The 23,383-nt window shown below is 72.3% G+C and carries 28 protein-coding genes and 1 pseudogene; 9 read left to right on the plus strand and 20 right to left on the minus strand.

The window, feature by feature from the left end; translation table 11 throughout:
* From N4P33_RS15945 to N4P33_RS15955, 3 genes and pseudogenes are all read right to left on the minus strand, one after another.
* A pseudogene (locus N4P33_RS15945) lies at positions 1 to 258 on the minus strand (pyridoxal phosphate-dependent aminotransferase); the annotation flags it as partial.
* Between the two features lie 37 nt (positions 259 to 295).
* The gene (locus N4P33_RS15950; RefSeq protein WP_260827272.1) at positions 296 to 895 is read right to left on the minus strand and encodes a hypothetical protein; all 600 of its coding nucleotides are present in this window, start codon (positions 893 to 895) and stop codon (positions 296 to 298) included.
* 233 nt (positions 896 to 1,128) lie between these two features.
* Complete coding sequence (locus tag N4P33_RS15955) at positions 1,129 to 1,920, minus strand: RNA polymerase sigma factor SigF (protein ID WP_260827273.1); 792 nt, start codon at positions 1,918 to 1,920, stop codon at positions 1,129 to 1,131.
* A gap of 247 nt (positions 1,921 to 2,167) precedes the next feature.
* Here N4P33_RS15955 and N4P33_RS15960 point away from each other — a divergent pair, with 247 nt between their 5' ends.
* A complete protein-coding gene (locus N4P33_RS15960) occupies positions 2,168 to 3,976 on the plus strand; it encodes a thiamine pyrophosphate-requiring protein (protein WP_260827274.1) in 1,809 nt (602 codons plus the stop codon).
* Here N4P33_RS15960 and N4P33_RS15965 read toward each other — a convergent pair.
* Positions 3,915 to 4,124: a hypothetical protein gene (locus N4P33_RS15965; protein WP_260827275.1), complete on the minus strand. Its 210-nt coding sequence runs from the start codon at positions 4,122 to 4,124 to the stop codon at positions 3,915 to 3,917. The genes N4P33_RS15960 and N4P33_RS15965 overlap by 62 nt on opposite strands.
* A gap of 202 nt (positions 4,125 to 4,326) precedes the next feature.
* On the opposite strand from N4P33_RS15965, the gene N4P33_RS15970 reads away from it, so the two are divergent.
* From N4P33_RS15970 to N4P33_RS15980, 3 genes are read left to right on the plus strand one after another with little or no spacing between them, the layout of a single operon-like run.
* The gene (locus tag N4P33_RS15970) at positions 4,327 to 4,719 is read left to right on the plus strand and encodes a DUF2795 domain-containing protein (RefSeq protein WP_260827276.1); all 393 of its coding nucleotides are present in this window, start codon (positions 4,327 to 4,329) and stop codon (positions 4,717 to 4,719) included.
* Positions 4,720 to 4,750: 31 nt separating this feature from the next.
* Positions 4,751 to 5,170 carry a CBS domain-containing protein gene (locus tag N4P33_RS15975; RefSeq protein WP_260827277.1) on the plus strand — a complete coding sequence of 140 codons (420 nt, stop codon included), beginning with the start codon at positions 4,751 to 4,753 and terminating at the stop codon, positions 5,168 to 5,170.
* Between the two features lie 43 nt (positions 5,171 to 5,213).
* Positions 5,214 to 5,756: a type 1 glutamine amidotransferase domain-containing protein gene (locus N4P33_RS15980; protein WP_260827278.1), complete on the plus strand. Its 543-nt coding sequence runs from the start codon at positions 5,214 to 5,216 to the stop codon at positions 5,754 to 5,756.
* 76 nt (positions 5,757 to 5,832) lie between these two features.
* Here N4P33_RS15980 and N4P33_RS15985 read toward each other — a convergent pair whose 3' ends face one another.
* Positions 5,833 to 6,090 (minus strand): DUF6158 family protein, encoded by a 258-nt coding sequence (locus N4P33_RS15985; RefSeq protein ID WP_260827279.1) that lies wholly within the window; start codon positions 6,088 to 6,090, stop codon positions 5,833 to 5,835.
* A 92-nt stretch (positions 6,091 to 6,182) separates the two neighbouring features.
* On the opposite strand from N4P33_RS15985, the gene N4P33_RS15990 reads away from it, so the two are divergent.
* On the plus strand, positions 6,183 to 7,295 hold the full coding sequence (locus N4P33_RS15990; RefSeq protein ID WP_260827280.1) for a Vms1/Ankzf1 family peptidyl-tRNA hydrolase: 1,113 nt from the start codon (positions 6,183 to 6,185) through the stop codon (positions 7,293 to 7,295).
* An 84-nt stretch (positions 7,296 to 7,379) separates the two neighbouring features.
* Here N4P33_RS15990 and N4P33_RS15995 read toward each other — a convergent pair whose 3' ends face one another.
* The gene (locus tag N4P33_RS15995; RefSeq protein ID WP_260827281.1) at positions 7,380 to 8,999 is read right to left on the minus strand and encodes an ABC-F family ATP-binding cassette domain-containing protein; all 1,620 of its coding nucleotides are present in this window, start codon (positions 8,997 to 8,999) and stop codon (positions 7,380 to 7,382) included.
* Between the two features lie 161 nt (positions 9,000 to 9,160).
* Here N4P33_RS15995 and N4P33_RS16000 point away from each other — a divergent pair, with 161 nt between their 5' ends.
* Positions 9,161 to 9,982: a class I SAM-dependent methyltransferase gene (locus N4P33_RS16000; protein WP_260827282.1), complete on the plus strand. Its 822-nt coding sequence runs from the start codon at positions 9,161 to 9,163 to the stop codon at positions 9,980 to 9,982.
* A gap of 42 nt (positions 9,983 to 10,024) precedes the next feature.
* Positions 10,025 to 10,195: a hydrophobic protein gene (locus N4P33_RS16005; protein ID WP_260827283.1), complete on the plus strand. Its 171-nt coding sequence runs from the start codon at positions 10,025 to 10,027 to the stop codon at positions 10,193 to 10,195.
* Between the two features lie 42 nt (positions 10,196 to 10,237).
* Here the strand turns inward: N4P33_RS16005 and N4P33_RS16010 are convergent, their stop codons facing one another.
* The 13 genes from N4P33_RS16010 to N4P33_RS16070 form a co-directional block, all read right to left on the minus strand.
* On the minus strand, positions 10,238 to 10,540 hold the full coding sequence (locus N4P33_RS16010) for a gas vesicle protein K (RefSeq protein WP_260827284.1): 303 nt from the start codon (positions 10,538 to 10,540) through the stop codon (positions 10,238 to 10,240).
* A complete protein-coding gene (locus N4P33_RS16015) occupies positions 10,537 to 10,725 on the minus strand; it encodes a gas vesicle protein (protein WP_260827285.1) in 189 nt (62 codons plus the stop codon). Before N4P33_RS16015 ends, N4P33_RS16010 begins: the two co-directional genes overlap by 4 nt.
* Positions 10,722 to 11,513, minus strand: a complete 792-nt coding sequence (locus tag N4P33_RS16020) for a GvpL/GvpF family gas vesicle protein (RefSeq protein WP_260827286.1) — start codon at positions 11,511 to 11,513, stop codon at positions 10,722 to 10,724. The genes N4P33_RS16015 and N4P33_RS16020 overlap by 4 nt, the downstream gene beginning before the upstream one ends.
* Positions 11,510 to 11,890, minus strand: coding sequence for a gas vesicle protein (locus N4P33_RS16025; RefSeq protein ID WP_260827287.1), 381 nt, complete (start codon positions 11,888 to 11,890; stop codon positions 11,510 to 11,512). Before N4P33_RS16025 ends, N4P33_RS16020 begins: the two co-directional genes overlap by 4 nt.
* Positions 11,887 to 13,080, minus strand: a complete 1,194-nt coding sequence (locus N4P33_RS16030) for an SRPBCC family protein (protein WP_260827288.1) — start codon at positions 13,078 to 13,080, stop codon at positions 11,887 to 11,889. The genes N4P33_RS16025 and N4P33_RS16030 overlap by 4 nt, the downstream gene beginning before the upstream one ends.
* Positions 13,077 to 13,727: a DNA primase gene (locus N4P33_RS16035; protein WP_260827289.1), complete on the minus strand. Its 651-nt coding sequence runs from the start codon at positions 13,725 to 13,727 to the stop codon at positions 13,077 to 13,079. Before N4P33_RS16035 ends, N4P33_RS16030 begins: the two co-directional genes overlap by 4 nt.
* Complete coding sequence (locus N4P33_RS16040) at positions 13,724 to 13,990, minus strand: gas vesicle protein GvpG (RefSeq protein ID WP_260827290.1); 267 nt, start codon at positions 13,988 to 13,990, stop codon at positions 13,724 to 13,726. Before N4P33_RS16040 ends, N4P33_RS16035 begins: the two co-directional genes overlap by 4 nt.
* A 4-nt stretch (positions 13,991 to 13,994) precedes the next feature.
* Positions 13,995 to 14,768, minus strand: coding sequence for a GvpL/GvpF family gas vesicle protein (locus tag N4P33_RS16045; RefSeq protein WP_260827291.1), 774 nt, complete (start codon positions 14,766 to 14,768; stop codon positions 13,995 to 13,997).
* Positions 14,765 to 15,193, minus strand: a complete 429-nt coding sequence (locus tag N4P33_RS16050) for a gas vesicle structural protein GvpA (protein WP_260827292.1) — start codon at positions 15,191 to 15,193, stop codon at positions 14,765 to 14,767. The genes N4P33_RS16045 and N4P33_RS16050 overlap by 4 nt, the downstream gene beginning before the upstream one ends.
* 68 nt (positions 15,194 to 15,261) lie before the next feature.
* Entirely contained in the window at positions 15,262 to 15,651 is a 390-nt protein-coding gene (locus N4P33_RS16055) for a gas vesicle protein (RefSeq protein ID WP_260827293.1), read from the minus strand.
* A 76-nt stretch (positions 15,652 to 15,727) separates the two neighbouring features.
* Complete coding sequence (gene ligD, locus N4P33_RS16060; protein ID WP_260827294.1) at positions 15,728 to 16,660, minus strand: non-homologous end-joining DNA ligase; 933 nt, start codon at positions 16,658 to 16,660, stop codon at positions 15,728 to 15,730.
* Positions 16,657 to 18,504, minus strand: a complete 1,848-nt coding sequence (locus tag N4P33_RS16065; RefSeq protein WP_260827295.1) for a transketolase — start codon at positions 18,502 to 18,504, stop codon at positions 16,657 to 16,659. The genes ligD and N4P33_RS16065 overlap by 4 nt, the downstream gene beginning before the upstream one ends.
* Entirely contained in the window at positions 18,501 to 20,192 is a 1,692-nt protein-coding gene (locus N4P33_RS16070; protein ID WP_260827296.1) for an NAD(P)/FAD-dependent oxidoreductase, read from the minus strand. The genes N4P33_RS16065 and N4P33_RS16070 overlap by 4 nt, the downstream gene beginning before the upstream one ends.
* A 171-nt stretch (positions 20,193 to 20,363) precedes the next feature.
* Between N4P33_RS16070 and N4P33_RS16075 the strand changes: the two genes are divergently transcribed.
* The gene (locus N4P33_RS16075; protein ID WP_260827297.1) at positions 20,364 to 21,326 is read left to right on the plus strand and encodes an LLM class F420-dependent oxidoreductase; all 963 of its coding nucleotides are present in this window, start codon (positions 20,364 to 20,366) and stop codon (positions 21,324 to 21,326) included.
* A gap of 18 nt (positions 21,327 to 21,344) precedes the next feature.
* Positions 21,345 to 22,436, plus strand: coding sequence for an enolase C-terminal domain-like protein (locus N4P33_RS16080; RefSeq protein ID WP_260827298.1), 1,092 nt, complete (start codon positions 21,345 to 21,347; stop codon positions 22,434 to 22,436).
* Here N4P33_RS16080 and N4P33_RS16085 read toward each other — a convergent pair.
* A partial coding sequence (locus N4P33_RS16085; RefSeq protein WP_260827299.1) for an SDR family oxidoreductase occupies positions 22,433 to 23,383 on the minus strand: 951 nt, incomplete at its 5' end. The genes N4P33_RS16080 and N4P33_RS16085 overlap by 4 nt on opposite strands.

A 23,383-nucleotide genomic window follows, 5' to 3' on the forward strand; every position in this document is an offset into this window, starting at 1 on the left:
TGGGCCGCCGCCGACCGGTTCCGCGGCCGGGCGGGACGCGGCGGCGGCGAGGACGGCGGACAGCTCGGGCAGCACGGGCAGCCCGTCGTCGGGGACGGCCGGCCCGAAGCGGACCGGTCCATGGCCTTCCGGGTCGGTCCGCATGGGTGCCTCCGCGCAGTGACTGTGGTGCCGTGATGCCGTGGGCCGGTGGGGCACCCTTGGCCTGTCAGTACCCACGGTGCCGCCGGGCCATGGGCGCCGCACGGGGTCACGCAGCTCACAGCATGGGCGGCCCCGGCCGGGGAACGGCGCCTCACCCGTGGGTGCGGTCCTCCCTGCGGCGGTAGATCCGATGCGCGGCGGCCCCGAACGCCCCCGCGATCAGCAGTCCGCCCGCGGCGAGCGCGGGCACCGAGTCGGTGAAGGAACCGCCCCCGCCGGCCTGGACACCTCCCGGCACGGGCGTCCTGCCGCAGTGCGGGTCCTTGTCCTTGCCCGCGGACGGCTTCGGCGTGGGCTTCCGCGACCCGCTCCCGCTCAGCTCGGCGGCGTTCTCGGACACCAGGGGCTCGTCGGACGCGAGTGCCTCCGGCTCCTCCGGCAGGGAGCCGCCGCCCTCGCCGCTCTCAGGGACGGCTTCGTCCGCCGAGGTGTCGTCGGGCACCAGCGCGTCGTGCTCCTCCGCGTCGAGAGCGTCCAGTTCGGCTTCGAGTTCCGCGAGCTCGTCGTCCTCGTGGGGACTCCCGCCCTGCCCCTCCCACTGCTGATGCCCTTTCTGCGGTGGGCAGGTGGAGTGGGTGGCGCCCCCTGGTTCCGGCGGCGCGGGCGGACTCGCGGACGCGACCGGCACGAGCACGCTGAGAGCGGCCCCGGTTACGGCGGCGAGGGACAGGGCGCGAGCGGTGCGACGCATGATGCGAGCTCCTTCGAGCGACGACTGGGGGCACGGGCGGCACGGATTCGCGCCCCACCCCCATCACAGCCCGCCCCGGCCCCCGCCGCCCGCGCCAGAACCCAACCGAGTGAACACCGCTCACCGGAGTTACCCAAGGGGCGCGGGGCTGTATCGATATGCGGCTACCGCCGCGTGCGCGCGACAAGCCCACGACTACCCGCACCCGCCGACGACGAGCACCCGGCACCCCCTCAGGCGTCCCCCAGCACTTCCTCCCGCACCCTCCCACAACACCGGCTGATCAACCGCGACACATGCATCTGCGAGATCCCCAGCTCCTCCGCGATGCTGCTCTGCGTCATGTCCCCGAAGAACCGCATGTACAGGATCGCCCGCTCCCGCTCCGGCAGCGCAGCGATCCGCTCCTTCACGGCCTCCCGGTCGACCACCGTGTCCAGCGCCGGATCCGGCGCCCCCAGCGCGTCGCTGAGCGAGTATCCGTCATCGCTGCCCGGCAGCTCCGCGTCCAGGGACAGCGCGGTGAAACTCTCCAGCGCCTCCTGCCCGGTGCGCACCTCCTCCTCGCTCAGGTCGGCGCGCTCGGCGATCTCCGCGACCGTGGGCCGCCGCCCGGAGATCGTCTGGGAGAGGTCCTGCGAGGCGAACCGGACCTTGTTGCGCAGATCCTGCACCCGGCGCGGCACGTGCAGCGTCCACATGTGGTCGCGGAAATGCCGCTTGATCTCGCCGGTGATGGTCGGCACGGCGTAGCTCTCGAAGGCGTTGCCCAGCGCCGGGTCGTAGCGGTCGACGGCCTTGACCAGGCCGAGCGCGGCGACCTGGCGCAGGTCCTCGAAGCTCTCGCCGCGGCTGCGGAACCGTCCGGCGAGGCGGTCGGCCATGGGCAGCCAGGCCTCGACGATCTCCTCGCGCAGGGCGTCCCGCTCGGGGCCGGGCGGCAGTGCGGCGAGCCTGCGGAACGCCTCGGCGGTGTCGGGTGCGTCGTCGTGCGGGTGGGGCTTCGGGCTCACTCGGGTCGGCATGGTGCGTCGCAACTCCCTCGGAGTGCTCGGGGACGGACGATCACCGTGGGGAGGGCGCCTGGGTTCGGGACAGGCGCACCGGGCGCGGCGAGGGCCGCTTCCACGGACGTGCCTCCTGTCCGAAGCACTGTGGGTGCGCCTGCCCCCGCCCCTTCCCGCCAAACCCCGGGCGCAGGTTTTCCGTGGGCGCCCCCGGTCACTCGTACGGCCGGCGCGCAACCCGCACACCATCTCCGGGAGGTCGTACATGAGCACCAAGGTCTCCGACCACGTTCTGCACAGGCTGCGCGAGTGGGGGGTCGAGCATGTCTTCGGCTACCCCGGGGACGGCATCAACGGCCTGCTCGCGGCGTGGGGCCGGGCCGACAACCAGCCGGTGTTCATCCAGTCACGGCACGAGGAGATGTCCGCGTTCCAGGCGGTCGGCTACGCCAAGTTCAGCGGCCGGCTCGGAGTGTGCGCCGCCACGTCGGGGCCGGGGGCCATCCATCTGCTCAACGGCCTGTACGACGCCAAGCTGGACCATGTGCCGGTGCTGGCGATCGTCGGCCAGACGCACCGCAGCGCGATGGGCGGCTCGTATCAGCAGGAGGTGGACCTGCACTCGCTGTTCAAGGACGTCGCCTCGGACTTCGTGGAGACGGTGACGGTGCCGGAGCAGCTGCCGAACGTGCTGGACCGGGCGATCCGCACCGCGTACGCGCGCCGCTGCCCGACGGCGGTCATCATCCCCGGTGATGTGCAGGAGCTGGACTACTCGCCGCCGACGCACGAGTTCAAGATGGTGCCCTCCAGCCTGGACCGCAGTGCGTGGACGGCCGTCCCGTCGGACGACGCGGTGCGGCGGGCCGCGGACATCCTCAACGCGGGCGACAAGGTGGCGATCCTGGTCGGCCAGGGCGCTGCGGGGGCGCGGGCCGAGGTGGAGCGGATCGCGGAGCTGCTCGGCGCGGGCGTCGCGAAGGCGCTGCTCGGCAAGGATGTGCTCAGCGACGAGCTGCCGTACGTCACCGGGTCCATCGGTCTGCTGGGCACCCGGCCGTCGTACGAGCTGATGCGGGACTGCGACACGCTGCTGACGATCGGCTCGTCGTTCCCGTACTCGCAGTTCCTGCCGGAGTTCGGCCAGGCGCGGGCGGTGCAGATCGACATCGACCCGCACATGGTGGGGATGCGCTACCCGTACGAGGTGAACCTGGTCGGCGACGCGAAGGCCACGCTGGAGCGGCTGATCCCGCTGATCGAGGGCGGCCGGGGACGCGAGTGGTACGACACGGTGTGCGACAACGTGCGCCGCTGGAAGGTGATCATGGAGCGGCGGGCGGAGCTGTCGGCCGATCCGGTCAACCCGGAGTACGTGGCCTGCGCGCTGGACCCGCTGCTGCCGGACAACGCGATCGTCACCTCGGACTCCGGTTCTACGGCGAACTGGTACGCGCGGCATCTGACGATGCGCCCGGGGATGCGCGGCTCGCTGTCGGGCACGCTGGCCACGATGGGCTGCGGGGTGCCGTACGTCATCGGCGCGAAGTTCGCGCATCCGGACCGGCCGGCCATCGCGCTGGTCGGGGACGGCGCGATGCAGATGAACGGGATGGCCGAGCTGATCACGGTGGCGAAGTACCGGCATCAGTGGGAGGACCCGCGGCTGGTGGTCGCCGTGTGGAACAACCGGGATCTGAACCAGGTCACCTGGGAGATGCGGGCCATGGAGGGCGCCCCGTCCTTCCTGCCGTCGCAGGAGCTGCCGGACGTGCGGTACGCGGCGTTCGCGCGCTCGCTGGGGCTGGCCGGGGTGCGGGTGGAGAAGCCGGAGGACGTCGAGGCGGGCTGGCGGGCCGCGCTGGAGGCGGACGGTCCGGCGGTGGTGGAGTTCCTGACCGACCCGGCCGTGCCGCCGATCCCGCCGCACGCCACCTGGGACCAGCTGGAGGCCACCGTCGCCTCGATCCTGAAGGGCGACGCCGACCGCGGCTCGATGATCAAGCAGGGCTTCAAGGCGAAGATGCAGGAGTTCCTGCCGGGGGCGGGGCAGCGGCGGAAGGAGAAGGAGTAGCCGGCGCCGGGGAGAGGGAGGCGACGGCCGGTTCCGGCCGGTCGGTGTCGCCCTCGCCCCGCAGGGGCAGCAGCAGCTCCTCGTAGCGGCCCAGCATCAGGATCACGCCGAGCATCAGCATCGGTATCAGTACGGCGAGCACCGCCATGGCCGTTCCTTTCCAGGAGGCGCGTGGGGGGCGTGCGATCCGGGTCACCCGCCGCGGCCCGCACAAACCCACCCGCTGCCGGGCCCGCCATCGGGCACCTCCCACCGACCGCCCCCGCGTCGGCCGATCCGCCGGAGGGAAGTCGTGTCGGTCCGCGTCTGCCGGGTACGCGGTGCGGACCCCGATGGATGTGGAGGGAGACATGCAGCGAGGCAGTGACCGGCTGAGTGTCCACCGTGACGACGAGATGAAGCACGAGCTGCAGGGCCTGCTGAGGTCCGGGCACCCCACCCGCGCCGAGGAGTGGCACGACCCGGAGCCGTCCGCCGAGGACGACCCGGCGGTGGCGTACGGCCCGGTGACGCCGAGCCGCGCGCCGACGTCGCTGGAGTCCGTGCGGCTGGAACTGGCCCGGATCCTGGGCCGGAGCGCGTTCCCCGCGGGCCCGCGCGAGCTGATGCGCGCCCTGGACCGGCGCTATGCGCCGGACTCCCTGGTCGAGGCGCTCGAACGGCTGCCCCGGCAGGCGCGCTACGCCAACGTCCAGGAGCTGGCCGAGGCGCTGACCCGCTCCCGGGAGACGGAGACCGCGTAGCCGGCCGAGGACCGGAAGGGATGGCCCCGTGATGGCCGAGTTCGTCAAGGACGTGATGACTCCGGGCGTGGTCGCCGTGCGTCCGGGCGCCTCGCTGGTCGAGGCGGCGCAGCTGATGCGCACGCAGAACATCGGCGACGTGGTGGTGGCCGACGGCCAGGAGGTCGTGGGTGTGCTCACCGACCGGGACATCACCGTCCGGGCGGTCGCCGACGGCGCGGACCCGATGAGTGTGAGCGTCGGGTCCGTGTGCACGCCGGATCCGCTGACGCTGGCCCCGGACGACCGTGTGTCGACGGCGGTGGCCGCGATGCGGGAGCGGGCCGTGCGCCGGATCCCGGTGGTCGAGAACGGGCTGCCGGTCGGCATGGTCAGCCTCGGCGATCTGGCCGAGGCGCAGGATCCCGGCTCGGCACTGGCCGACATCAGCCGCGCGGAGCCGGACGACTGAGGCTCCGTGCGGCACAGCTGTGGGAAAGGACTTGAGAACTGTCATGCGTATCGCGTTTCTGGCCGCGCCGGAGGGCGTGGAGCAGGTCGAGCTGACGAAGCCCTGGCAGGCGGCGGTGGACGCCGGTCATGAGCCGGTGCTCGTGTCGACGCGGCCGGGCAAGATCCAGGCGTTCGACCATCTCGACAAGGCGGACACGTTCCCGGTGCAGGAGGTGGTCGGGGACACGTCGGCCGGTTCCTTCGACGGGCTGGTGCTGCCGGGCGGGGTGGCGAACCCCGACTTCTTGCGCATGGACGACAAGGCCGTCGCGTTCGTGCGGGACTTCTTCGAGCAGGGACGGCCGGTCGCGGCGATCTGTCACGCGCCGTGGACGCTGATCGAGGCGGACGTGGTGCGCGGCCGGGTGCTGACCAGCTGGCCGAGCCTGCGGACCGATCTGCGCAACGCCGGGGCGACCTGGGTGGACGAGCAGGTGAAGGTGTGCGACCACGCTCCGGGCAAGCTGGTCACCAGCCGCAAGCCGGGCGATCTGAAGGCGTTCTGCGAGACGTTCCTGAAGGTGTTCAAGCAGGAAGCGGCCTGACCGGGCAGGGAGTCGCAAGCGGCCGACGCCGGGTGTCTGGACGGATCCGTTCAGGTGCCCGGCGTCGTCGATGCGTTCAGGTGCCCGGCGTCGTCGGTGTCGTCGTGTCCGCGGCCTCGCGTTCGCGGGCGCCCTCGCGGGTGCGCCCGGCGGCCACGGGGCGGGTCGGGTTGCGGCGCAGGTACTCGCCCTCGAGCTGCGCCATGCGCTCGTTGTGGGTGCGCAGCGCGTCGTTGGACCCGTACAGCAGCGTGTCGTGCCGGGTGCGGTGGATGGTCTCCAGCTCTTTCATCAGCTGCTGGTCGTCCAGGCGGCTCGGGTCGACTCCGGTCATCGTGGTGCCCCGCTCGTCGTTTCGGGTGTGCGGTCCGGGTACCCGCCCGGTCAGCACCAGCACTACCCCGAGCGGCCTTCCGGGAGGGAGCCATGGATCTCGCGTTTCTGCATCCACTCTACGAACATCCGGGGCCCTGGGCCTCCGTGTACGTCGACACCTCCCGGCACACGGAGGACACGCCCCACGAGCGGCACCTGACGGCCCGGGCGATGGCCCGTGAGCTGGCCGGTCAGGGTGCGGACGAGGCGACGTGCCGGGCGGTGGGCCAGGCGATCGAGGATCTGCGGCACTCCTCGGAGCCGCACGGGCGGGCGCTGTTCGCCCGCGGCGGCGAGGTGGTGCTGGATCCGCCGCTGGCCAGGGCGCCGGGGCGCGACTGGGCCGAATGGGCGCCGCTGCCCCGGGTCTCGCCGCTGCTGGAGCTGGCCGGTGAGGACCCGGTGTGCGTGGTGGCGTACGTGGACCGCAAGGGTGCCGACTTCGAGCTGCGCAGCGCGCTGGGCCGGGGCGACGCCGGCGGGGTGACCGGGCGGCAGTGGCCGGTGCACCGCACCAGCTCGGTCGACTGGTCGGAGCGGCACTTCCAGCTGCGGGTGGAGAACACCTGGGAACACAACGCGGCGGAGATCGCCGACGCGCTCGCGGTCTGCCAGGAGGAGACCGGGGCGGATCTGCTGATCCTGGTCGGCGACGACCGTGAGCGGCACGCGGTGCGTCACCGGCTGCCGCAGCGGCTGCACGACCTGGTGGTGGAGGCCCCGCACGGCGCGGGCAGCAGGCTGCTCGACGAGGACGTGGAGCGGGCGCGGGCCGAGCACGTACGGTCCCGTGCGGCGGCGGAGCTGGAGCGGTTCCTGGCAGCGCGGGGCGCCGACGCCTCGGGCCGGGCCGGGGCCGTGGAGGGTGTGCCGGCGCTGGTCGAGGCGGCGCGCGAGCATCGTATCGACGAGCTGCTGATCCGCCCGGACGGGCCGGACGCGCACCGCGAGGTGTGGATCGGCGAGGACCCGGACCAGCTGGCGGTGCGCCGCACCGATCTGAAGATCCTCGGCGAACAGCGGTCCTGGCCGGCCCGCGCCGACGACGCGCTGATCCGCTCCGCGGTGACGACGAACGCGGAGGCCCTGGCGGTCACCGTGATCCCCGACCTGCGCGACGACACGCCGGTGGGCGGGCTGGGCGCCCTGCTGCGCTGGTCATGACGCCGCAGTGCCCCTGACGAGCGGGCGCCCCGGCCGAGCGTACCCGCTCGTTCTCTCATCCCGCCCGGGGGTGCCTCCGAGTGCCTACCGGGCTCGTTCCACTCTGCGTTCGTCCCAGACCGGTTCCGGGGTCTCCCTGACCCGCCCGTCGGTGCCGAAGACCAGGTACCGGTCGAAGGAGCGGGCGAACCAGCGGTCGTGGGTGACCGCGAGGACCGTGCCGTCGAAGGCCTCCAGGCCCTCCTGGAGCGCTTCGGCCGACTCCAGGTCCAGGTTGTCCGTGGGCTCGTCGAGCAGGAGCGCGGTGACGCCCTGGAGTTCGAGCAGCAGGATCTGGAAGCGGGCCTGCTGGCCGCCGGAGAGGCGGTCGAAGGTCTGCTCGGCCTGGCCGGTGAGTTCGTAGCGGCGCAGCCGGGACATGGCGGCGCCCCGGTCCTGGGAGTGCTCCTTCCAGAGGATGTCCAGGAGAGTGCGGCCCTCCAGCTCGGGGTGCGCGTGGGTCTGGGCGAAGTGCCCGGGCACCACGCGCGCGCCCAGCTTCCAGGCGCCGGTGTGCGCGACGTCGTCGCCGGCGAGCAGGCGCAGGAAGTGCGACTTGCCGGAGCCGTTGGAGCCGAGCACGGCGACGCGTTCGCCGTAGAAGACCTCCAGGTCGAACGGCTTCATCAGGCCGGTGAGTTCGAGCTGCTCGCAGGTGATCGCGCGGACTCCGGTGCGCCCGCCCTTGAGCCGCATCGTGATGTCCTGCTCACGCGGCGGCTCCGGCGGCGGCCCGGCCTCCTCGAACTTGCGCAGCCTGGTCTGCGCCGCCGCGTAACGGGACGCCATGTCGTGGCTGACGGAGGCGGCCTGACGGAGGTTCAGGACGAGCTTCTTCAGCTGGGCGTGCTTCTCGTCCCAGCGCCGGCGCAGCTCCTCGAAGCGGGCGAAACGGTCCCGGCGGGCGTCGTGGTAGGTGGCGAAGCCCCCGCCGTGCACCCAGGCGTCGGCCCCGGTGGGGCTCGGTTCGAGGGAGACGATGCGCTGGGCGGCGCGGGCCAGCAGTTCACGGTCGTGGGAGACGAACAGGACCGTCTTGCGGGTCTCGGCGAGCCGTTCCTCCAGCCAGCGCTTGCCGGGCACGTCGAGGTAGTTGTCGGGCTCGTCGAGCAGCAGCACCTCGTCGGTGCCGCGCAGCAGCGCCTCCAGCACCAGGCGTTTCTGCTCGCCGCCGGAGAGGGTGCGCACCTGCCGCCACTGCGCCTTCTCGTACGGCACGCCGAGCGCGGCCGTGGTGCACATGTCCCACAGCGTCTCCGCCTCGTAGCCGCGCGCCTCGGCCCAGTCGGCGAGGGCCTGGGCGTAGGCGAGCTGCGCGGCCTCGTCGTCGACGGTCATGATGGCGTGCTCGGCCTTGTCGACGGCGCGGGCCGCCTCGCGGATGCGCGGCACGGCGACGGAGACGAGCAGGTCGCGCACGGTGGTCTCGTCGCGTACGGAGCCGACGAACTGGCGCATCACGCCAAGGCCGCCGCTGACGGTGACGGTTCCTCCGTGCGGCTTCAGCTCGCCGGCCAGCAGGCGCAGGAGGGTGGTCTTGCCCGCGCCGTTGGGTCCGACCAGGGCCATGACCGCGCCTTCTCCGACCCGGAAGGAGACGTCGCCGAGGAGCGGCCTCCCGTCGGGCAGGTAGTACTCCAGGTGTGCTGCTTCCAGATGGCCCATGGGAGCCGATTGTGCGGGGTGATCGATGTGGGGGGCAAACGAATTGGCCGGGTGGGACAGCCCTGAAGGTGAGTCCAGTATGCGAAACGCTGGTCTCATCATGTGAGTTGGGCGCGTACGGTGAGTCTCGTCCCTACAAGACGAGAAGGGTGGGCCTCACCATGCCTGCAGCGCGGGAGACCGCCGTCTACACCCACGGGCACCACGAGTCGGTGCTGCGGTCGCACACCTGGCGGACCGCCGCCAACTCGGCGGGCTACCTCCTCGGGGCGCTGGAGCCCCATATGCGGATCCTGGACGTCGGCTGCGGGCCCGGCACCATCACCGCCGACCTGGCCGAGCTGGTCCCCGACGGGCATGTCACCGGGCTCGAGCACGCGCCGGGGGTGCTGGAGCAGGCGCGGGCGACGGCGGCCGGCCGCGGGCTGACGAACACCGGCTTCGCCGTGGGGGACGTGCACGCGCTGGACTACCCGGACGACACGTTCTGTGTGGTGCACGCCCATCAGGTGCTCCAGCACGTGGGCGACCCCGTGCAGGCGCTGCGGGAGATGCGGCGGGTGACCAGGCCCGGCGGGATCGTCGCCGTACGGGACTCGGACTACGCCGCCATGACCTGGTACCCGCACGTCGACGGCCTGGACGACTGGCTCGATCTGTACCGGAGGGTGGCGCGGGCCAACGGCGGTGAGCCGGACGCGGGGCGGCGACTGAAGTCCTGGGCGCTGGCGGCGGGGCTGACGGACATCACCGCGACCTCCTCGACCTGGACGTTCTCCACGCCCGAGGAGCGGCGGTGGTGGAGCGGCCTGTGGGCGGACCGCACGGTGGCGTCCTCCTACGCCCGGCTGGCCGTCGAGGGTGGACACGCCACGCGCGAGCAGCTTCGGGCGGTGGCCGCGGCCTGGCGGGAGTGGGGCGCGCGGGACGACGGATGGTTCGCGGTGCTGCACGCCGAAATTCTCTGCCGAAAGGAAGTCTGAAAACCGAAAGACGGGCAACCAGAATGGCAGGAGGTTGACATTATGGTTCCCATTCTTCTTGTTCTGCTTCTGGCTCTGATCCTTTTCGGCGCCGGATTCGCGGTGGAGGTTCTCTGGTGGATCGCTCTCGCGGTTCTGGTGGTGTGGCTGCTGGGCTTCTTCATGCGCAGCACGACGGCGGGCGGCGGCCGCGGCCGCTGGTACCGATGGTGAGATCCCGCCAAACGAGATCCAGATAGTCGCTTCCGGGGGAGTTCACTCCCGGGGAAGCAGCGGTCCGAGCGGCCCGAGGTCCAGATTCAGGTCCTCGGGCCGCAGTCCGTAGCGCTCCCGCAGTTCCGTCATCCGTTCCTCGAGCAGCATCAGCGTCAGACCGATGCGCTCCTCCTGCTCCTCCGTCAGATCGCCCTCGTCGAAGCGGCGCACCGCCTGCCGCTCCATGAGCTGGCGCAGCAGCTCCACCACGGTCAGCACGAGTTTCACCAGGTCGCGCTCGACCGTGTCGGGTTCGAGGTCGAGCCGGTTCCGCCGGCGGGCAGAAGGCTGCTGGTCTGTCAACGGAGCTCCTCGAAGGGCGAGGGGACATTGGCGTTCACCGAGCTGATGAGCGCGTTGAGATCGATGCGGACCAGGTCGACGTCCGCGATGCGCAGCGTGATGTCGCCGGTGATGACGACCCCGCCGGCCAGCAGCCGGTCGAGCAGGTCCACCAGCGCGATCTCACGGCGTTCGACGACGGTCACGCCCCCTCCCCCGCGGTCGGCCGTTCCTCGGGCTCACCGGCGAACGAATAGGCCGCCCAGGGTCCGGTGAGTTCCACCCGAATTCCGGGCACACCGTCCTTCGTGCGGTCCACCATTTCCACGAATTCCTCGGATTTGGCGCGCGGCACGAGATAGGCGGCGTTCAGCACATTGCGCCCCGAGGCACCGGAGAGGGCGGGATTCTGCGGGGCGTGCAGGCGGGAGTCCTCGGCGGCGTCGGAGAGGGTCTCGTGCAGCCGGGTCGCGAAGGTCTCGGCGCGCTGCCACAGTTCGTCCTGCGATTTCGTCTGCATGCGCCGCTGCCGCAGATAGTCCCTGCCGGACGCGGGCCGGGCCGCCGTGGGCGGGACGGCGGCCTCCTGCCGCTGGGCGCCCTCCACATAGACCTTGACGCCCCACTCCACCCGGCCCTCCAGCCGGTCGAGGGTGCGCCGGAAGGACTCCTCGCGCGCCTCGATCATCGTCCGTACGCCGCTGTCGTCGCGGAACACGGTGCCGAGCCGCAGCGGCAGCGGTGTGGTGACCGTGGTGAGCGCGTCGATGACGCCCTGATGGGCACGGGCGACGGCGGTCAGCCAGTCGAGGTCCTCCAGATGCGCGCGCAGCGGATCCTCGGCGAAGTCCGCCTCCGGCACATGGCTGACCACGGCCACCAGGCCGTGGTGGGTCAGCAGCCGGGGCGGATCGCCCGCCACCCCGGACAGCTGCGCCTGGAGCGGCGTGCTGAAGGGGCGGCAGACGGCGTAGACGTACCGCAGTCCGGTCACGGGGCCTCCCTGTCCCTGTGCGCCTGCTCCTGTGCGGCGGCTTCGGACGACCGCACCTGGGGCCGGCCGGCCTCCAGTTCCTCCAGCGCGGCCAGCCGTTCCCTCAGCTCGGCGTTCTCCCTGGCCAGTTCGTCCCGGCGGGCGCGCGAGGAGAGCGCCGGGTCGGTCTCCCACCAGTCGATGCCCATCTCCTTCGCCTTGTCCACGGAGGCGACGATCAGACGGAGTTTGATGGTGAGCAGTTCGATGTCGAGCAGGTTGATGCGGATGTCGCCCGCGATCACGATCCCCTTGTCGAGCACCCGTTCGAGGATGTCGGCGAGGTTCGCGCCGCTGCCCTGCCCGTAGGGCTCGGGAAGGCGGCTCGGGGTCGTCATCGGCGGCTCCCGCCCTCGGCCCGCTCGTACTCGTCCGCCTCTTCCTCCGCCTCGTCGTACTCGTCCTCGTCAGCGCCCTCGGGTTCGCCGTCCTCGGCCGCTTCCTCGTCCTCGTACTCGTCGGCCTCGTCGTCGTAGGCGTCCTCGGGTTCGCCTTCCTCTTCCTCCTCTTCCTCCTCGTACTCGTCCTCGGGCTCTTCCCCGGGCTCCTCGTCGTATTCCCCTTCGGCCTCTTCCTCGTCGGGCTCTTCCTCATCGGGCTCGTGCTCGCCCTCGGGCTCCTCGCCCTCGGCCCTCTCGCGCTCCTCCTCTTCCTCGGCGAGCGCGTCCTCGTGGCTGCGGACGACCTCGCCGTCGCGGATCTCCCCGCGCCAGCCGTCCTCGGCCTCTCCCTTGAGGGTGATGAAGCGCGCGAAGTTCTTCAGATCGAGCCGGGCCCGGCGGCCCTGGGCGCGCCAGATGTTGCCGGTCTTCTCGAAGAAGCCCGTGGGGTAGTACTCGATGACCAGCAGCACGCGGGTCAGGTTGTCCGCGAGGCGGTGGAAGGAGACGACGCCCTTCGTCGTGCCCTTGGCGCCCTCGGAGGTCCAGGCGATGCGGTCGTCGGGGACCTGTTCGGTGGTCGTCGCCTTCCAGCTGCGGTTGGACCAGAAGACCTTCGCCTGCCAGTCCGACGTGGTGTCGTCGGCCTTGTTGGCGCTCTTGACTCCCTTGGCGAAGGTGCTGAAGTCCTGGTACTGCGTCCACTGGTCGTAGGCGGTGCGCAGCGGGACGCCGACATCGATGTGCTCGATGATGACGGTGGGCTTCTTGCCCGCGCCGCGCTTGCGCTTGCTCTTGCCGCCGCCGAGGTTCTTGAGTGCGCCCATCACGTTGTCCTTGGCGCGGGAGGCGCCGAGTTCGACGGCGCTGCGCAGCGGGCCCTTGCCCTCGGCGATCTTGCGGCCGCCGTCCAGCGCGAGCTTGGCGAAGCCCGGGCTGTTGCCCTCGGCGATGTCGTTGAGCTTGTTGGTGGTCTCGCCGAGCTTGCGGCCGACGCCGGTGAGCAGACGGGTGGTCTGCGCGGCGAGGTACTCCTGCAGCTCGGCCTTGAGGCGGTCGGCTGCCTCGCTGTGCGCCACGTCGGCGAGCGGGTTGCCGCCGTTCTGCCCGCGCGCGGTGTCACGGGCCGTTCCCAGGGTGTCGGTCATCGCTCACCGCCTCCCTTCCCGGAACGCGAGCCGCTGCTCCGCGAGGCGGCCGTCTTCTTGGCGGCGGTCGTCTTGCGGGCGGCGGCCTTCTTCGTGGCCGCGGCCTTCCGGCCCGGGGCCTTCTTGGCGGGCGCCTTCTTGGCCGGAGCCTTCTTCGCGGCCTTCTTGGCGGTCTTCTTCGCCGGCGCCGTCTTCTCGGCCGCCTCGCCGCCCTCGTCCTCTTCCTCGGGCTCCTCCGCCTCGCGGTCCTCCGCCCGCTCCTCGGCTCCCTCGTCGGCTTCGTCGGCTTCGTCGGCCTCGTCGGCCTCCGCCTCGCGGCCCAGCGGTCCGCCGCCCTCGATCTGCTCGCGCAGCGCGGCGGTACGGCCGTGCAGCCGGTCGGCGACGGCGTCGAGCTGCCGCTCGACCAGCGCCCCGGAGGCGGCCTTGCCCACCCCGCGCAGGTCACCGCGCAGCTGGTCCCCGAGCTCCTTGAACTGGGGGTTGTTCTTCAGCTGCTGGGAGACCAGCTCCGCGACCATCCGCGGGCTGAGGTTCAGCTTCTTCCCGGCCACGAGGCCGCCGACGGCGACCGCCATCTTCAGCTTCTTCGTCCGTCCGAGAAGGTATCCGGCCCCTACGGCGAGGCCGAGTCCCATGCGATTCATTGCGGTGCCGTCCCGTCCCCTCTACCCGCGCCTTGACGCGTCGCGATCTCCAACCGGTCGAGGAGTTCGTCCTCCTGCCGGTCGAACTCCTCCTCGGTGATCTCTCCGGCCTCCAACTGCTCCTCGAGCCGCGCCAGTTCGGCCCGGATCGTGGAAGGGTCGTAGTAGATGCGCTCCGCTTCGCGAAGCACCTGTTTCATGACCCAGCCGCTGCCGCGCACGGGGGCGAACGGCAGCAGCAGGACCTCGGAGATCAGCCCCATGTCCTCACCCCGCTCCGGCGTCCGCCCCGCCCGCGGTCGTGCCCGCCGGCTCGGCCGGGCCGGGCTCGACGAAGCTGTACGGCGGCAGCGGACCGTTCAGCCGCACCTCCAGGTGGGGCATGTCCTTGCGGATCCGCTCCACGGCGGCCAGGAAGTTCTCGGCCGTCGCCCGCTCCACCAGGAAGGAGACGTTGGCGAGCCAGCCCGTGGACTCGGGGCCCACGCTGACCGCGTCGGCTTCCGGTTCGAGGGCCTGCCGCACCGCGGCGGCGTCCTCGGCCTCCTTGGCCTTGACCGCGGCGGCGACCATCTCGCCGAGGCGCAGCTTGTCGTCGTAACTGCCGCCTCCCGACTGGCGGTTGGCCTCCGCGAGGGCGCGGATCTCCGGGTTGCCGGCCATCACGTGATGCAGCACGGCCTCTTCGACGTGGTTGGCCTTGACGTTGTACTCGACCCGGCCGTCGAGCGCGCGCAGCCGCTCCTTGTAGTGGTCGGCGCGCTCGGCGAGGACAGCGGTGACGGCGTCGTCGTCGGAGGCGACGCTGCCGAAGCGCATGGGCAGCACCACGCCCGCCGCGCCGATCTCGCCGAGCACGTTCTGGTGGGCGAGGAGTTCCCTGCGCTTGGGCCGCAGATCCTCGGGGGCGTCACTGACGACCGCCGCGAGGTCGCCCGCCTTCAGCACGCGCACGGGCCGCGGCGGGTCGCCGACACCGCCCATGCCCTCGGGAAGTCCCGAATGCGAGCTCGCCGTGATGCCGTAGACGTAGGTGCTCACTCCTGCTCCTCCTTCCGGCGGGCCGACGTGCTCTTGCGGGGCCGCGGACGTGATTCGGTCTCGCGCTCGCCCTCACGCGCCTGCTTGAAGGCGTCGGAGATGGTCTCGGCGGCCCCGGACAGGGCCCCCTTGGACTTTCCGCGGGCGCCGGACTCGGTGACCTCGCCGACGATGTCGGGAAGGCCCGGGCTCTTGCGCGGCCCGGCCTCGAGGTCGAGCCGGTTGCACGCCTCGGCGAAGCGCAGATACGTGTCGACGCTGGCGACGACGACGCGGACGTCGATCTTGAGAATCTCGATGCCGACCAGGGACACGCGCACGAATGCGTCGATGACGAGCCCCCTGTCCAGAACAAGCTCAAGCACGTCGTAGAGGCCGCTGCTGCCGCCTCCGCCGCCGGTCTGCTGTGCCGGTACGACTGTCATGCCGGCCGTTCCTCCCTTGTCTGTGACCTTGTGTGGCTGGTCCGTGAGTGTGGGTCCGTGCGGGCGGCCTAGCGGCCGCCGGGCCTGCGCGCGTCGGAGCGTCCGCGTTCGTAGCGGCGTACGCGCCGGTAGCCGGTGAGCTGACCGTCGGAGTCCAGTTCCACCTGGTAGCTCGCCATCAGGCTCATCGTGTCGGGCACGCGCTCGAGCTCGAGGACCTCGACCTCCAGCGCCCAGCCCTCCTCCGTCTGCTCGAAGGACGTCACGGATTCGGCTTCCATGCCGGTGAGCTCCGCGAGCTGCCCGCGCGCCTGGCGCAGGACCTCCATCGGGCTCGGTCGTTTCGCTGCTCTCGTGTTGTCGGAGTTGCTGGTGTTTCTCTTGGGCTTGCGGGACTCGTGCGAGTCCTGGTGTTCCTGTGAACTCGATGGTTCTTCGGGATTTTTCGTGTTCGCCATGGCCACCTCCCACTCCGTGTGGCCGCAAGTGTGTTCGCCAAACCTCCGGGAGCCGTCCCGATTGCGGCGGCCCTGGTCAGCCGTGTCCGCGCAGTGCCCGCAACCGGCGGCGCGCGGGGCCGAGGGCGCGGCCCCGGCGCAGCAGACCGGCCCAGGGATCGGTGCGGGCCTGGTCCACGGCGTCGGCGATCGTCCACCGGCGGGCGGTGAGGCCGGGATCGTCCAGCTGGTCCCAGGAGATCGGCGTGGCGACGGGGGCGCCGGGCAGGGCGCGCACGGTGTAGGGCGCGACGGCGGTCTGCGCGTAGGCGTTGCGCTGCACGTCCAGGTAGAGCCGGTCGCCGCGGTCCTTCTTGCGGGCGGCGGTGGTGAGCCGGCCGGGGTGCGCCTCGGCGAGGGTGTCGGCGGCCTCGCGGGCGAAGGCGCGGACCTCGTCGAAGTCGTGCTCGCCGTTCAGGGGGACGACGACGTGCAGCCCGCGTGAGCCGGTGGTCATCAGCGCCGAGGGCAGTTTCAGCTCGTCCAGCAGCTCCGCCAGCAGCCGCGCGGCCTCCCGCACCGCCTCGAAGTCGTCCCCGGAGGGGTCGAGGTCGAAGACCAGCCGGTCGGGCCGCTCCAGGCTGTCCGTGCGCGACAGCCACCGGTGCAGGGTGATGCTCGCCTGGTCGACGAGGTAGAGGAGGGTGGCCGTGTCGTCGCACACGGTGTGGACGACGGTCCCGCCCTCCTTGGCGACCTCGGCCCGGGTGATCCACTCCGGATAGCTGTCCGGGGTGTTCTTCTGCATGAACGCCGGCCCGTCGACGCCGTCCGGGCGCCGGTCCAGCATCAGCGGGCGGCCCCGCAGATGCGGCAGCAGGAACGGGGCGACGGAGCGGTGGTAGTCGACGAGGTCGCCCTTGGTGTACTCCTTGGCGTCGCCGTCCCCCGGGAAGAGCACCTTGTCCGGCCGGTGGACCTCCACCGTGCGGCGGCCGGCCCGCACCCTGCGCGGTGCGCCGTCGCTCACGGCACGATCGCCTCCTCCACCAGCAGCCGTCCGGCCGCCGCGATCGACTCGGCGTCGATGCCGGCCGCGTGCAGCTGTTCCTCGGGGGAGGCCGAGCCCGGCATCGTCCGGACGGCGAGCCGCACCAGCCGCGGCACGGGGCGCCCGTCGGTGAAGGCGTCGAGGACCGCGTCGCCGAGGCCGCCCTCGGGGTGGTGGTCCTCGACGGTGACCAGGCAGCCGGTCTCCTCGGCCGCCCGGCGCAGGGTGCCCCGGTCGACGGGCTTGACGGAGTACAGGTCGATCACGCGCGCGGCGATGCCCTGCTCGGCCAGGGCGTCCGCGGCGGCCAGCGCCTCCGGCACGGTGACCCCGGCGGCGACGAGCGTCAGCCGGTCCCGGTCGGACGCGCGCAGCACCTTGCTGCCGCCCACAGGGAACTCCTCGTCGGGGCCGTAGATCACCGGGCCCGCGCCGCGCGAGGTGCGCAGATAGCGGATGCCGTCGAGCCCGGCCATCGCCGCGACCAGCCGTGCGGTCTGGTTGGCGTCGCACGGGTACAGCACGGTCGAGCCGTGCACGGCCCGCATCATCGCCAGGTCCTCCAGACCCATCTGGCTCGGCCCGTCCTGGCCGATGGCGACTCCGGCGTGCGAGCCGACGAGGTTGAGCGAGGCGCCGCTGATCGACGCCATGCGGACGAAGTCGTGGGCGCGGGTGAGGAACGCCGCGAAGGTGGCGGCGTACGGGATCCAGCCGCGCGCCGCCATGCCGACGGCCGCGGCGACCATCTGCTGCTCGGCGATGTAGCACTCGAAGTAGCGCTCGGGGTGCTCCTTGGCGAACTGCTCGGCGCGCGTGGAGTCGCCCACCTCGCCGTCGAGGGCGACGACGTCGGCGCGGGCGCTGCCGAGGGCGGCCAGGGCCTCGCCGAAGGCGTTGCGGGTCGCCACGTCCTCGCCCTTGTCCCAGCGGGGCGGCGCGAACTGCCCGGTGGGCACGGAGTGCAGCGCGCGGGCGTCCGGCGGCTGGTGCACCCGGACGCGGAGGTCGCGCGGACCGCCGAGTTCGGCGATCGCCTCCTCGGCGTCGGGCAGCGGCTTGCCGTGCAGTCCCTCACGGTCCTCGACGGCCTCCACGCCCCGGCCCTTGAGCGTGCGGGCGAGGATCGCGGTGGGCTGGCCCTTGGTCGACGCGGCCTCGCCGTAGGCGCGGTCCACGGCGTCCACGTCGTGGCCGTCGATCTCTACGGTGTGCCAGCCGAAGGCCTGGAAGCGGCGCGCGTAGGCGTCGAGGTCGTGCCCGTGCCGGGTGGGGCCGCGCTGGCCGAGCCGGTTGACGTCCACGATCGCGGTGAGGTTGTCCAGATGCTCGTACGCGGCGTGCTCGGCGGCCTCCCACACCGAGCCCTCGGCCAGCTCGCTGTCGCCGCACAGCACCCACACCCGGTAGTCGGCGTGGTCGAGGCGCTTCCCGGCGAGGGCGATGCCGACGCCGACGGGCAGTCCCTGGCCGAGCGAACCGGTGGCGGTCTCGATCCAGGGCAGCTGCCGGGGGGTCGGGTGCCCTTCGAGGCGGCTGCCGTGCTTGCGGAAGGTCAGCAGTTCCTCGTCGTCGATGGCGCCGGCCGCCTTGTACGCGGCGTACATCAGGGGCGAGGCGTGTCCCTTGGAGAGCACGAAGCGGTCGTTGGCCGGGTGGCCGGGGCGGTCGAAGTCGTAGCGCAGGTGGTGCGCGAGCAGGACGGCCATCAGGTCCGCGGCGGACATGGAGGACGTGGGATGCCCGGAGCCCGCGGCGGCCGCGGCACGCACGCTGTCCACCCGCAACTGCTGTCCGAGGTCGGTGAGTTCACCGGTGTTCATGAGTCTCCTTGGGCGTCGTCGTCGCGGTCCGCGGGTGCGGTGGGTTCGGCCGGCAGGTCGGTGCGCTTGACGGGGCCGGGCGAGGGGTGCGGCTCGTACAGGGCGTCACCGGTGGGAGGCCGGGAGCCGGGCTGGTTGCGGGCGGGTTCGCCCCCGGGCTGGTTCTTGGCGGGCTCACCGCCCGGTTGGTTCTTGGCGGGCTCACCACCGGGCTGATTCTTGGCGGGCTCACGGCCCGGCTGGTGGGTGGCGGGTTCGCCACCCGGCTGATTCCCGGCGGGCTTGCCACCCGGCTGACTCTTCGCCGGCTCACCGCCCGACCGCCCGGCCTCGGCCCGCGCCGCCGACCTCGCCGGCTCACCGGCGGAGCTCTCCCGCCCAGGGCCGCCCGGCACCCGCGCCAGTTCCGGGGACGCCGTGTCCAGCGGCACCGACCAGGACCGTACGAGGCCCAATTGGACGGCCTGGCGCGGCAGTACGGCGTCCAGCACCCAGTCGGCGGCGACGCGCACCCGGTTGCCGGGCATCGCCGCGAGGTGGTAGCCGCGGGCGACCGCACCCGCCGCCGCCCCGGCCAGATGCACACCCAGCGGGTTGGCGGCCGCCTTGACGCCACCGAGGTCCACCACGAACCCCATGTCCTTGTGCCGGTAGGCGCGCCGCTCCCCGTCGCCGAGCGACGCGGCGATGTTGTGGGCGCACACCTTGCCCTGCCGCCAGGCGTGCTGCGCGGTCATCGGCGTGTACTCCCCCGGCTTCTCCAGATCCGGTACCGCCGCCGCGTCGCCGCACGCGAACACCTCGGGCCGGCCCGGCACTTGAAGGTGGGGGTCGACCAGCAGCCGCCCGCGTTCCATGGGCAGTCCGAGCGACTCGGCGAGCGGATCGGGCCGTACGCCGACGCACCACACCAGTGACCTGGTGTCGACGAACTCCCCGTCGGTCAGCAGCACCCCGTCATGGGTGGCCTCCTTCACCGACGTGCCCATCCGCACGTCCACGCCCCGTTCGCGCAGCACCCGGTCGGCGGTGCGCGAGAGCCGTTCGTCCAGCTCGGGCAGCACCCGGTCGGCGATGTCCAGCAGCAGCCAGCGCGGCCGCATGCCCGAGCGCAGGGGCTGCTTGCGGACCTGCGCCTCGGTGAACAGCTGTCCGTGCGCGGCGACCTCGGTCCCGGTGTAGCCGGCGCCGACCACCACGAAGGTGCACCGGGCGGCGCAGCTCTTGGGGTCGTCGGCGGACGCCGCCAGCTCGATCTGCCGGGTCACGTGGTCGCGCAGGTACAGCGCCTCCGGCAGGGAACGGAAGCCGTGCGCGTGCTCGGCGACACCGGGGATGGGCAGCAGCTTGTTGACGCTGCCCGCAGCGAGCACCAGACGGTCGTAGGAGAGCGTGCCGCCGTCGCCCTCGGGGCCGGTGTAGTGCACGGCGCGCGCGTCGAGGTCGATGCGGTCGGCCTCGCCCAGCACCAGCCGCACGTCGGGCAGGGTGCCGGACAGGGAGATCGTGACCCGGCGCGGTTCCAGGATGCCCGCGGCGACCTGGGGCAGCAGCGGCAGGTACAGAAAGTAGTCGGTCGGGTTCAGCAGGGTGATGTCGGCGCGTCCCCGGGCCAGCCGGGCCAGGGTCCGGGCCGTGCGGTACCCGGCGAAGCCGGCACCGACGATCACAATGCGGGGTCGACTCACGGTTCGCTCGCCTCCGGCGCTGTCGCGTACGTCGGGAGATGTCCGCGTCCCCCCGGCCGGGACCGCCAAACGTCCACGGGCCCGTGCGGGGCCTCGACGACCGGTTTCCGCCCCGGCCCCCGGGTACCCGGATCCGGACCCCGACCGCCCCACGTCGCGGAGGCGCCCCCCATGCCCGAGTACGGCTATTTCCTCTCGTGCGAGCAGTACGGCCCGGCGGAGCTGATCGAGCAGGCCCGGATGGCCGAACAGGCCGGTTTCCAGCACCTGTGGATCTCCGACCACTACCACCCGTGGAACGACGAGCAGGGCCAGAGCCCCTTCGTGTGGTCGGTGATCGGCGCCCTGTCGGAGGCGGTGTCCCTGCCGGTGGGAACGGCGGTGACCTGCCCGACGGTGCGGACGCACCCGGCGGTGGTGGCGCAGGCGGCGGCGACCGCGGCGGTGATGGCGGACGGCGGGTTCCGCCTCGGCGTCGGCACCGGCGAGGCGCTCAACGAGCACATCCTCGGCGACCCCTGGCCGCCCGCGCACGTACGTCTCGAGATGCTGGAGGAGGCCGTCCAGGTGATGCGCCGGCTGTTCACCGGCGAGGAGGTCAACCACCACGGTACGCACTACACGGTGGAGAACGCCCGGCTGTACACGGTCCCGGACGAGCCGATCCCGATCGACATCTCCGGCTTCGGCCCGGCCGCGACCAAGCTGGCGGCCCGGGTAGGCGACGGCTACATCACGATGATGCCGGACGCCTCGATGGTCGAGCAGTACCGCAAAGGCGGAGGCGGCGCGAAGCCGGTGAGCGGCGGCACCAAGGTCTGCTACGGCACCGACCGCGACGAGTGCGTCCGCACCGTCCACCGGCTGTGGGCGAACGAACTGCTGCCGGGCGAGCTGGGCCAGGTGCTCCCCTCGCCGAAGCACTTCGAGCAGGTGCAGACCCTGGTGACCGAGGACATGGTGCGCGAGAACCGTGTGTGCGGCGACGACGTGGACGCGCATGTCGCCGAGCTGCGCAGGTTCGCCGACGCCGGGTTCGACCGGATCTACGTCAACCAGATCGGCCCGGATCTGCGGGGCTTCTTCGACTTCTACCGCACCAAGGTGCTGCCGCAGCTCCAGCAGGCCGAATGAGGAACCGCGGGAGGGACCATGAAACTGCACCGGCCCGCCGTCTCCGTGTACACCGTGCCGACCGACGCCCCCGAGGCCGACGGCACGCTCGCCTGGGACTCCACCACGGTGGTGATCGCCGAGGTGACCGCCGCCGACGAGACCGGCACGGGCTGGACGTACGGCCCGCCCGCGATCGGCGACTTCCTGCGCGAGCAGCTCGCCCCGCTGGTGGAGGGCATGACCGCGTACGACATCCCGGCCGTGCACGACACGCTGTGCCGCGCGGTGCGCAACGCCGGCCGGCCCGGTGTCGCCTCGGCGGCGATCTCGGCGGTGGACATCGCCCTGTGGGACCTCAAGGCCCGCCTCCTCGAACTGCCCCTGGTGCGGCTCCTCGGGGCGCGCCGGGAGCGGGTGCCGGTGTACGGCAGCGGCGGATTCACGACGTACCACGACACACACATGGCCGCGCAGCTCAACGGCTGGGTGCACGGGCAGCACATCCCCCGCGTGAAGATCAAGGTCGGGGAGAGCTGGGGCCGTGAGGCGGCGCGGGATCTGCACCGGGTACGGGCCGCGCGGCACATCATCGGCGAGGAGGCCGAGCTGTACGTCGACGCGGGCGGGGCGTACACGCGCAAGCAGGCGGTGCGGATGGGGCACGCGATGGCCGAGCACGGGGTGGGCTGGTTCGAGGAGCCGGTGTCCTCGGACGATCTGACGGGGCTGCGGCTGGTGCGGGACGCCGTGGTGAGCGACGTGACGGCCGGGGAGTACGGGTACGACCTGCCGTACTTCGCCCGCATGATCACCGCCGGGGCGGTCGACTGCCTCCAGGTGGACGCCACCCGCTGCGGCGGCCTGACCGAGTTCCTGCACGCGGCGGCGCTGGCCGAGGCGCACGGCCTGGAGGTCTCCGCGCACTGCGCACCGCACGCCCACGCCGCGGTGGCGGCCACGATCCCGAACCTGCGGCACATCGAGTGGTTCCACGACCACGTCCGCATCGAGGACATGTTCTTCGACGGCGCCCTGGACCCGATGGGCGGCACCGTCTCCCCCACACGAGGCATGGGACACGGGCTGACCCTGCGCACGGAGGACGTGGAGCAGTACCGGGTGGCCTAGCGGCGGCCCGATGCCGCCCTCAGCCCCCGGGCCGCCAGGAGACCGACGGCGAGGGCCGCGCCCAGGCGGGTGCGGTTGCGGGACAGCCAGTGCTGCGGGCTGCGGTCGGTCGACTCCTCGTCGAAGCGCCCGTGCGCGCCGAAGTCCCGCCCGTGCGGGCCGTCGGCGGGCGCCCACAGGTTCACCGGGCCGTCCTGGGTGCCCTCGTCGTGCTGGGAGTCGAAGCCGGTGCGGGCGAGATACCGGTCCAGCAGGCCGGGCGCGGCCGCGTTGGCGATCAGCGTGGCGGCCGTGGAACCGCCCACCCAGTGCTCCCGGCGCCGCGCGTGCGACGCGGCGTGCACGATGGCGCGGGCGGCGACCTCCGGCTGGTACACGGGCGCGACCGGCCGCGCCCTGCCGGGCATCCGGCTCAGCACCCAGTCGAACTGCGGGGTGTTGACCGCGGGCAGCTGCACCATCGTCGTACGGACGCCGCTGCCGGCGTGCAGCAGTTCGCAGCGCAGGGACTCGTTGAAGCCCTGGATGGCGTGCTTGGCGCCGCAGTACGCGGACTGCAGCGGGATGCCCCGGTAGGCGAGCGCGGAGCCCACCTGCACGACGGTGCCGCGGTCGCGGGGCAGCATGTGCCGCAGTGCCGCCCGGGTGCCGAACACGAAGCCCAGGTACGTCACTTCGGTGACCCTGCGGAACTCGTCGGCGGTGATGTCGGTGAAGGGCGCGAAGACGCCGGTGAAGGCGCAGTTGACCCAGACGTCGATCCGGCCGAAGGCGTCCACGACCCGCTGGGCGGCGTCCTCCACCGCCTTGGCGTCGGCCATGTCCACGGGCACGACGAGCGCGTCGCCGCCCGCCTGGCGCACGTCGTCCGCCGCGGCGGCGAGACCCTCACGGCCTCGCGCCAGCAGGGCGACCCGCTCGCCCGCCTCGAGGTCGGCCTCGTGCTC

Source organism: Streptomyces sp. 15-116A, assembly GCF_025290915.1.
In the GTDB taxonomy this organism is placed as follows: Bacteria; Actinomycetota; Actinomycetes; order Streptomycetales; family Streptomycetaceae; genus Streptomyces.